The 8,707-nt window shown below is 55.8% G+C and carries 11 protein-coding genes; 6 read left to right on the top strand and 5 right to left on the bottom strand.

Going from position 1 to position 8,707, the window contains the following annotated elements; all coding sequences use genetic code 11:
• Positions 1-456: 456 nt before the first annotated feature.
• The 5 genes from E1297_RS06450 to E1297_RS06430 all read left to right on the top strand — a co-directional run bounded on the left by E1297_RS06450 (position 457) and on the right by E1297_RS06430 (position 4,944).
• Positions 457-1,587, top strand: coding sequence for an FAD-binding oxidoreductase (locus E1297_RS06450; RefSeq protein ID WP_155135424.1), 1,131 nt, complete (start codon positions 457-459; stop codon positions 1,585-1,587).
• Positions 1,584-2,198 (top strand): hypothetical protein, encoded by a 615-nt coding sequence (locus tag E1297_RS06445; protein ID WP_209015672.1) that lies wholly within the window; start codon positions 1,584-1,586, stop codon positions 2,196-2,198. Before E1297_RS06450 ends, E1297_RS06445 begins: the two co-directional genes overlap by 4 nt.
• Positions 2,199-2,202: 4 nt before the next feature.
• Complete coding sequence (locus E1297_RS06440) at positions 2,203-2,958, top strand: aldo/keto reductase (RefSeq protein ID WP_155135422.1); 756 nt, start codon at positions 2,203-2,205, stop codon at positions 2,956-2,958.
• Positions 2,955-3,845, top strand: a complete 891-nt coding sequence (locus E1297_RS06435) for a DMT family transporter (RefSeq protein ID WP_155135420.1) — start codon at positions 2,955-2,957, stop codon at positions 3,843-3,845. Before E1297_RS06440 ends, E1297_RS06435 begins: the two co-directional genes overlap by 4 nt.
• Before the next feature lie 310 nt (positions 3,846-4,155).
• On the top strand, positions 4,156-4,944 hold the full coding sequence (locus tag E1297_RS06430) for a hypothetical protein (RefSeq protein WP_155135418.1): 789 nt from the start codon (positions 4,156-4,158) through the stop codon (positions 4,942-4,944).
• Here the strand turns inward: E1297_RS06430 and E1297_RS06425 are convergent.
• The 3 genes from E1297_RS06425 to E1297_RS06415 form a co-directional block, all read right to left on the bottom strand.
• Positions 4,941-5,732: a hypothetical protein gene (locus tag E1297_RS06425; RefSeq protein ID WP_155135416.1), complete on the bottom strand. Its 792-nt coding sequence runs from the start codon at positions 5,730-5,732 to the stop codon at positions 4,941-4,943. The genes E1297_RS06430 and E1297_RS06425 overlap by 4 nt on opposite strands.
• A gap of 68 nt (positions 5,733-5,800) precedes the next feature.
• Positions 5,801-6,124, bottom strand: a complete 324-nt coding sequence (locus E1297_RS06420) for a hypothetical protein (RefSeq protein WP_155135414.1) — start codon at positions 6,122-6,124, stop codon at positions 5,801-5,803.
• A gap of 91 nt (positions 6,125-6,215) precedes the next feature.
• Positions 6,216-6,791: a hypothetical protein gene (locus E1297_RS06415; protein WP_155135412.1), complete on the bottom strand. Its 576-nt coding sequence runs from the start codon at positions 6,789-6,791 to the stop codon at positions 6,216-6,218.
• A gap of 203 nt (positions 6,792-6,994) precedes the next feature.
• On the opposite strand from E1297_RS06415, the gene E1297_RS06410 reads away from it, so the two are divergent.
• A complete protein-coding gene (locus E1297_RS06410; RefSeq protein ID WP_155135410.1) occupies positions 6,995-7,723 on the top strand; it encodes a hypothetical protein in 729 nt (242 codons plus the stop codon).
• A gap of 51 nt (positions 7,724-7,774) precedes the next feature.
• Here E1297_RS06410 and E1297_RS06405 read toward each other — a convergent pair whose 3' ends face one another.
• Together E1297_RS06405 and E1297_RS49740 are read right to left on the bottom strand one after the other, a co-directional pair.
• A complete protein-coding gene (locus E1297_RS06405; protein ID WP_155135408.1) occupies positions 7,775-8,356 on the bottom strand; it encodes a hypothetical protein in 582 nt (193 codons plus the stop codon).
• Between the two features lie 112 nt (positions 8,357-8,468).
• The coding region (locus tag E1297_RS49740; protein ID WP_209015671.1) for a hypothetical protein at positions 8,469-8,707 on the bottom strand (239 nt) is incomplete at its 5' end.

Raw genomic sequence — 8,707 nt, 5'->3', positions numbered from 1 at the left:
CCCGTGCTTCGACTTGAAGCGCGGGTAGCGCCTGTGCTCTCGGAAGTAGCGCTGAAATGCCTCGTTCAGATGCATGATCGACTGTTGCAGCGCTTGACTGTCCGCTGCCTTCAATCACGCCGTATCTCTAGAGCGAGGATCTCGGCTCAAAGACGTTGTGAAACACCCAGCGCGCAGCGCCGAACTGGAAGTCTAGTTCTTTGGTCTAATCCTTCGTTGGATACAATCTGACTTTTGTGGCACGGTGCATGCAGGATTTATTCCCTGGAAAGAACCAAAAATGCAAGAGCAAACGGGAATTCCCGCTTGCGCGGGGGCACCTTGTATCCCAAACCTGAAGGACTGGGTTTTACGGCGCAGCTTGATGAATTAAAATCTTGAGATTGAATTTCATCGTTTTGTCACCTAGGATGTCTCCACTAAGTTGCTTTGATTCATTGGGGTCCGGTAAAACAAATGTTTGATATCGTAATTATTGGTGGCGGTGTCGCGGGACTGATGTCCGCCTACAAAATGACAAGAATTGGTTTGTCCGTCGCGCTAGTCGAGAAAATGTCAACACTAGCATCCGGTCCCTCTACAAGAAACGAAGGTTGGCTACACCGTGGCACGTATCACGCGTGTTCTATTGAGGACCGCGACAACGCACTGCAGGTTGCAGCCCGCTGCATCTACGGCCATGAACAGCTGTTGAATTTTTGCCCGGAAGCCATCGAAGACCGGGATGTGCGACCGATTGCGATGCTGCGGGACGGCAACCGTATCGACGACGTGATCTCTCGCTGGAACGAGGCTGGCGTGCGCTACCGTCAGATCACCTGTAGCGAGGCTTCGAGCCGTTGTTCAGACGCAGATTTTGACCGTGCGGACGCCCTTTTCGAAGTCAATGACGTCAGCATTAACACCCGGCTTTTGTACCGGAAACTTTCCGCGAAGGCGCGGCAAGCCGGGTGTGTTTTCTTTCTCGGTTACGACATCACCAGAATTGAAGGGACCACGCTGACGATAACGAATTCTGAGGACGACGAGGTCACGCTTAAGGGGTCAAAGATCGTTTACACTGCCGGTGGCGGTGTTCGGGATCTCTTTAAGAAATTCCACAACGTGGACATTCCTATTCGCTATTGGAAAAGCCACCTTGTCGTGACGCAGCGCCTGTCCGATGCGGGCATCTTTTACCTCGATGCGCAGGAAGCTGCCATGATGCATCATGGCAATGTCAGCATTGTCGGCTTTAATGAAGACGCTCTATTGAGCGCCCTCCCCGACTATGAGGTCGCGCCCGACCGGGCAAACAACCTGAGACGTGGAATTGCCCGCATTTTTCCCAACTGGCGTCCTAACGACGCGCTCGATGTAGCATGTGTGAAAGTGGATCTCGTAGACAATCATAAGGATGCACGGTCTCTGAACATCGCCATCCGTGAACCGATTGAGAATCATGTTGTGGCGCTGCCCGGAAAGCTAACGGAAGCGCCTTACCTGACCGACGCACTAATCGCACAGGTTCACGAGGCTGTGGACGACACTTCGATTTCGCGGCGCCCTTGCGACGACATACATGACAGGAAGGTGTTTGCGGCATGATGTCCCCGTTTGAAAAGATTGACGCTGCCCGGATCGCCTGCGGGTTTCTAACCGTTAGGGAGACACTTGAGGTACTCGAAGGCAATTTGGTGCTGGATCCATTCTCCACACTTGTCTCAGCCTCCGTCGGCTTCGGACGGAACAATGTCATTTATCCGGGCGTGACCCTGAGAGCTTCTGGCGCTGCCGCAATTGTCTTTGCCGATGAAAACACGTTGCACGCCGGAACGCTGATCGAAGCCAGTCATGGCGACGTGACCATCGGAAGCAACAATCAATTTGGTGAAGGCGGCTTCACCGCCAAGGCGAACAGGGACGGTGCCAGGATCCAGATCGGCAGCAACGGACGCTACCTCAACAACCCGAGTGTTTTCGGCGCCTGCTGCCTTGGTGATGGAACCCAGATCCTGGGAAATATTACCGTTGACTCCTGTTCGCTTGGAGACGGAGGCTCCTTCATGGAACCGGATCCGGACCTGAGAGGCGGCTTGCTGAAAGGCAGCGGCGTTGCCCGCAATCTGTGCATCCCCAAAGGCAAGGTCATCGTCGGCAACGGCACGATCAGCGAAGACAATCTCCTGCCGCAAAGTCATTTTCACCCCAAGAGCTGAGTACATGAACACAATCAAACTAGGCCTGGGACTCGTGTCCATAGGCCGCAGGTGGGGTGTGCGCAACACCACCCCGCCGCCAAAGCCGGAGGCAATTGCGCTAATCCACGCGGCACATGAGATGGGCATCCGCCTCTTTGATACCGCGCCGGCATACAACACCAGCGAAGCTATTCTGGGTGAGGCCCTTAATGCTCGCCCGGAGATGATGAAAGATGTCATCATCGCAACGAAAGCAGGCGAACACTGGGTCGCGCAAGACCAAAACACAGAGGTCGATCACAGCTACAACGCACTCTGCCGTAGCATAGACCGAAGCCTTGACCTGCTCGGGCGCATTGACGTGCTTCAAGTCCACAAGGCAACGGAGGAGAGCGTGCGCCTTGCAGATGTCGAACGTGCCATTCTCAAGGCTAGATCCTGCGGTATACCCGCATTTGGCGCTTCGGTTTCAAGCGAAACCGCTGCCCACGCAGCAATCGAAACAGGATTGTTCGACTGGCTGCAATTTCCCCTCAATTCCAGTACTCCCGGATGGCTGGGGGTTCACGCGCGTCTTGCTGAAAAAGGTATGCGCGTTTTGGCGAACCGTCCGTTTGCCATGGGCGAAGCAGCTCAAACCGGCGAGATCGGTCGGATTGCGGCCTTCAAACACGTTTTGAATTCCGGATTACCGAAAGGATCGGCTATTTTAACCGGCACTTCTTCGATCTCGCATCTTTCTGAGAACATTTCCAGCTTTCGGGCAAGCTTGGCATGAGCTGGATCCTGTTCGGGCTGCTGGCTGGCATCACATTGGGATTTTACGACTATTGGACCAAGAAGGCGATGACCGGAAATGGGGTTTTTCCGGTCGTATTCTGGTCGTCCATGTTCGGTGCATTTGCCTGGCTGCCCTTCTTCACGCCGTTCACCTCCTCCAGTAGCTTTCATGTCGATATCGGCATAACGAGCTGGCATTCGCAGGCGCTCATTCTGGTCAAAGGACTGATGATGACGGCATCGTGGCTCTTTGCCTATTTTTCGGTGCGTGAATTGCCGCTGTCGTTTTCAGGAGCTGTCCGAGCCTCGGGGCCAATCTGGACGTTTATCGGCGGAGCAATTGTCTTTGGCGACTATCTCACCCCAATCCAGTTAACGGCGGTTCTTGCCTCTGTCTTTGCTTATTATTTGCTCTCCCAGATTGGCAAATCGGAAGGGATTTCGGCGCTCAAAAGTCTGCCTATGGCCATGATGCTGGTCGCCACCGTCCTGTCTGCCATGACGACCGTCTACGACAAATACATCGTGCAAACAGTAGGGTTGGCGTCGGCAGAAATCCAGGCTTGGTCCGCTATTCATCGGTTTCTAATTGCGGGACTGCTCCTAGCGCTTTTCTGCTTCAAGACCCGCACATATCAAAGGCTTGTCTGGTCCATCTGGATCCCACTGACGGGTCTGTCCTGGGTGGTTGCCGAATGGATCTATTTCCTTGCGATTGCCGACCCCGCAGCAAACGTGACCTATCTTTCAATCTTCCGGCGCACCAGCCTCGTAGTTGGCTTTCTGCTTTCGGTAACGCTGATAGGAGAACGCAACGTCATGCGAAAATCGATTGTCATCGCCCTAATTGTTGCTTCTACCGCCACACTGGTGCTTCAGGGGTAGAAAGGGTTGAAACCGTGTGGCATGCGATCTGAAATACGAGCCGTGAGCTGCTCTTGAAATACGTTAGCAGCATTGGAAACTTAAAGGAATGCCGGTGGGTATTGCGAAGCCCTACTCACCCAGGCACCCCTTGCGCCTAATTGCGCGTTTCTGGCCATCGCTAGGGCCGGAGCGCCGATAAGCCAAGAGGACTTCGGCGCAGTGACCGATTGGGCCTCGTTGTCCGCATCGCTCTAGCGAGCGACGAAGCGCCGCCATTTGTCGGTTGCTTTTTCGCGCCTTACCATGCGTTCAACAAGGGAGGCGTTGCATGACCAATGGGCATTCTGAGATTTTTGACATCACGCATAACGTCCGGACGGATTTGCGTGAGCAATTGTTCGTCTCGAAGGGCGGGTTTCTCGTTGGTACCCTCGTTGCGCTGGGCAGTGTCGCGACCTCGCTCTCGCGGCTGGTTCCCGGGCATGACCCGGAGAGCTCCCTGAAGAGGATGGCTCCCAAAACCCAGAGAAGGCTGGAGCGCGAGATGAAATCGGACGATCCGGAGGAACGCCGCCGCAGGGTCGAGGATGCTCTCCGCGGCCCGGGCCTGATATCCCCCATGCGCGCCTATAGGGCGATGAAGCGCAACGAAAGAATGGCCGTGAGCATCTCTTCTATAGATCCGGCTATGGAGCCGACGATCAAGGCAAAGGGGGCGAAGGCCGTCTTCGAATCCGAGTACGCGTTGATCCTGAAATTCCTGACCGCCGACCCTCAGGATCGTCAGAACATGGACGTTAACGCGCTAGGCATCCGCAATGCGGCCGTTCGAGCGCAATTGCAATGGATGCAAACCTATCCGAACCTCGCTAAGGACATCCTAAGCGGGGATGTCGTCGAGACGATTTCCAACCTCAGTGAGCAAATCGGGAACAGGGGCGAGTTCCTGAAGAGGCAGCACGTGCGGATTGGGGGAATGAGCTCACGGCGCGATCTCGCGAGAGAGGAGGCGGCTCCGTCTCTGTCGTCGACATCGGTTCCGGTGGCTGGTTTCGGCCCGGTCGCGTCGATCCGGCGGGATGCGGAAAAATCACTTGACAGGGACGTTAGGGCCTAGCGCTGAACGTATCCGTTCTTGTGGCGATAATCATGGAGCCAGACGTTGCCTTCTCCATTCAGGATCGCATGATAGAGGCTCGCGTAGCGGGGGTAGACAAGATCACCGCTCTCCTCGTCCTCGGCGATGTAGGGAACGGTGTGTAGCAGACGGAGGTTCATCAGGTAGGATTCGAAGCCCGTGCCTGCCCATGACATCATCCGATCGACCTGAGGGCTTCCGCCGTTCATCTCGATCTCGTTCAGATATTCCGGAATGCTTGTGTCCGTGTGGGTCGGGTTGAACTCGGACCGGGAGGCGGCCAGCATTCTCTCCTGCTCCATTTGACTCAACCAGGATGGACGTATCGCAGGTTCCAGCATGTCCCAGACGGCACGGTAGCTGCGTCTCATGAAGTCGTCGTCGAACTGCTCTGTGCTCAGGAATATCGTCGCCACCTTGATGGAAAAGCCAAACGGTACGTACAGGAAGCTTTTGTTTAACTCCATGTCGAAATGCATATGGCGGGCGTAACGCGGCATGTCGGCCGCTTGAGTCGATTTGAGCGGTGTTTTCAGGACTGGAGAGAGGACCAAATTTACGCTCGGAAGCATGAGCTGGATCTCGGCGGCCATGTCGCAGATGAGGCGGATTTCGGTGAAGGGATTGCCTTTTTCCAAAACGAAGGAGACGGCACGCGCTGCTTCCTTAAAGTCAATGTTGTGGCATTCGTGACCGATCGAGCCGTCCCAGACGGTGCCAGGCGGCGTCATGGCCGGGATGGAGACGGCCATGCGCTTAAGATCCATGCAACTCATTCGGTCGAAGAGGTGATCGCTCCTGCGTGCGAACCTCTCACGTCTGTCGAAGTCCGTCATTAATCGTCGATCGTCTCGGATCCCTCGGCGCCTTTCGTCATGCTCTTGAAAACACCGTAGGCGCGGGCTCCGGAGGATCCGATTTCGTCGGCCGCAGTCGGCAGTGCTTCCCTTGCACTCTGAACGCGTTTCTCCATGCCGTCGGCGAACCTGTCGGCCTTCTCGGCGAGTTCCGGGATCTGCTGGACGAGTTTCTCGATCTTGTCGAGGCGGGAGAACGCTCCGTCCGCGACGTAGATGACGGTGTGCGCGACGTAGGTGACGGACGCGCATGCGGACAGTCCGAGGACGAGGATCGAAGCTGCGATGAGGTTCTTGTTCATTCGGGTCTCCTTAGTGGGATTCGTCTAAGGTATGCTCGCACGAATCCCATGGAACGCAAGCGAAAATCTGACTTCGTTGCCCTCGACTGGATTACGGCATCCTCTTCGCGGAAGGCACCGCGACGCGGTACTGCGTGCGTCGCTGGTACTTCCAGTTTTTGTTGTCGATGTCGTTCCTCCAGAGGTCGTGCCACAGGGTAGGAAGGGCTGCCTTCTTGCGGCGGCCACGCACCCGTACGCCCAGGTCGCGCAGTTCGGAATCACTATCGCAAGCGACCGCGTTGCGCATTTCATTAAGCGTGCGAGGGTGACGAAACATGCCGCCGCCACCGCGGGAGCAGCGGATGCCCGGTACCGGGCCGCGTCGGAAGGTGTAGTTCTCCCTGCGGAGACGCCGGGCAAGCCGACGCTGTCTTTCCTTGCGGCAGGCGTCCAGAGCAAACGGGATGAAGTCATGTTCCCGGATTGAAATTCCGAGATAGTCGCTGACAACGATGTAGCCATCCTCCATGTTGCGCCTCAGACGGTTGATTTCGCCCGTGCACTCGCCGTATCCGAAATTCGTTCCGAGCGCGCTCACTGCGAGATCGGACAAATTGTCAAACGCAAGAAAACGTCCGCCGATCTTGATGGTCGCCGGCAAGAGGGTGATTTCTTTCTGTAACATGTCGCACTCCGTAGGTTGTTACTTAACGGAAGTGCATCGCCTCGCAGATCATGCCGCGTCCTTCGTACTTTGTCTTCGGCGAAGCGGGATGCCTTGCCGAGGGGATTCATGGATACCACGATTAATGAGTCCCGCGCAACGGGTCGCTTGTGGCATTCAGTGAGGGGGCTAATATCGTAGGAGGAATTTAAAGGAGTGAATTCATGGGTTTCAAGAAAAATGCGCGCGTCCAGTTCCAGCATCAGGGACGAGACATTCACGGAGTGGTTCAGCGCGGCGGTGCTAAGGCATCAGTACTAGAGGACGGGACGACGAATACCTGGAGGGTCCCGCAGCGAATGTTGAAGGCATCCGATAAGCCGCTCGAGGCATCTCCGGTCTCGTCCTTCACAAAGAACGACCGGGTGGAATTCGACGGCAAGGACGGGGTCATTCTAGGAGTCGTCACCAGAGGTGGGGCCAGGATCTCGGTGGTCGCTGACGGGGGGGTGTTAAAATACAGCGTTCCCCCAGCCATCCTTCGTCATTCGAAAGTCCCTCTACCGAAGGATCCGCCGCACGAAATGGATCGCTGGCAGCTGTCGGGCTTCAAGAGCTATCCATCCATGTCCGAGGAAACACTCTGTTTCGAGACGAACATCACCTTCGACGGCAAGAAGGTTCTTTGTGCGAGGAACGCCGGTCACGGCGGCTGCGACTCCTTCTACGCGCTGGATTACAGTGAAAACTACGAAAAGAAGTTTTCCGAAGCCGTTATAAAGTGGATGGAAGACAATGGTTTTCCGGACTGCAGTGGCGATCTGAGCGTGGCGCTCTGGATGAAGTATAAAACCGACCTTGCTCCCTACGGCGTTCTGGCGAGCGACTACTGCAAGAAGGAGCATGACGAGTGGATCGAGATGTCGTCGGGCTCCCTGCGCATGAGCGGTTAAGCTAGAGAGAATTTGGTTTCTGAGATCGGGTGCCGAAAACTTCGCTCGGTCTCAGGGGCCCTTAATGTTGTTCCAGAAGATCTCTTCGTCTGTGAGCCTGAGGTTGTCCCCGCGCTGTTCGGCGGTGACGATGTGTTTGCGGAAGACTATGCTCCCATCGCGGGCCACAGGGTTGGCTGTCGCTCTGTATAGTTCCCGATCAAAATCAAGCGTCACGCCGTGGGCGTGGAAGACGCATCGCTCTCCCTGTGTGTTCGCATTGGTCTTACATCCTTGACCAAGGTCCTCCATCGCATCGACGATCTCGGCCGCCTCACGGCCCGACAAGAGCGTGTTATGCTGGATCGTCCGAACTGCGACTTCAAAGAATTCAGGCTTGAGATAGGTGGGGCCGTCGGGACTTACGTCCAGCGGTCCGGCTTCTGTCGTTTGGGCATGTGTGGTTATGTCTGGGTCGAACGACGTCATGACGCTGTAGGTTCCGACGGCCGCGACGACGGTGAGCGCAACAGCGGGTACGTTCTTTGCGAGGGTTCTTATCCAGTGGGACAGCGAACTCGGCTTTTCGCCGCCGGACGACTTGACCGTCGCGGTTGCGTGGTTGGAAAGGATTTCTGAGATGCGCTCGTCCATGGGTCGTTTCCGCAGAATTCAGGGTTCGATAAGGTCATTGGAGTTCGTCCCGCTACGGGTAGCGATGAAGTGGATTATCTAGCCATCGTTCATTCCGTCATTCGATTCGAGCTCACTCACCAAGAAGATGCAACAAAAACAAGAAAGAATGAAACGGAAAATCACAATCGGCTGAGAGGGTGTGCCGGATCCAATCCTTGAGCGCTGGGAGCCAGGTTACGATCCAGCCAAGAAATAGGGCTGTCGTCCACGCTTCCGTCCCCGCGATTTCCTCCGGGTGACCGCCCGCCAATAGTCCTGCGATTACAAGGACCGCACATGTTGTCTTAACGTCTTCCCCGCCCTGAAGGA

It is taken from the genome of Roseibium sp. RKSG952, assembly GCF_009711355.1.
Note: the sequence above shows the minus strand (reverse complement) of the source record. Positions and strands in the feature narration are given on the sequence as shown.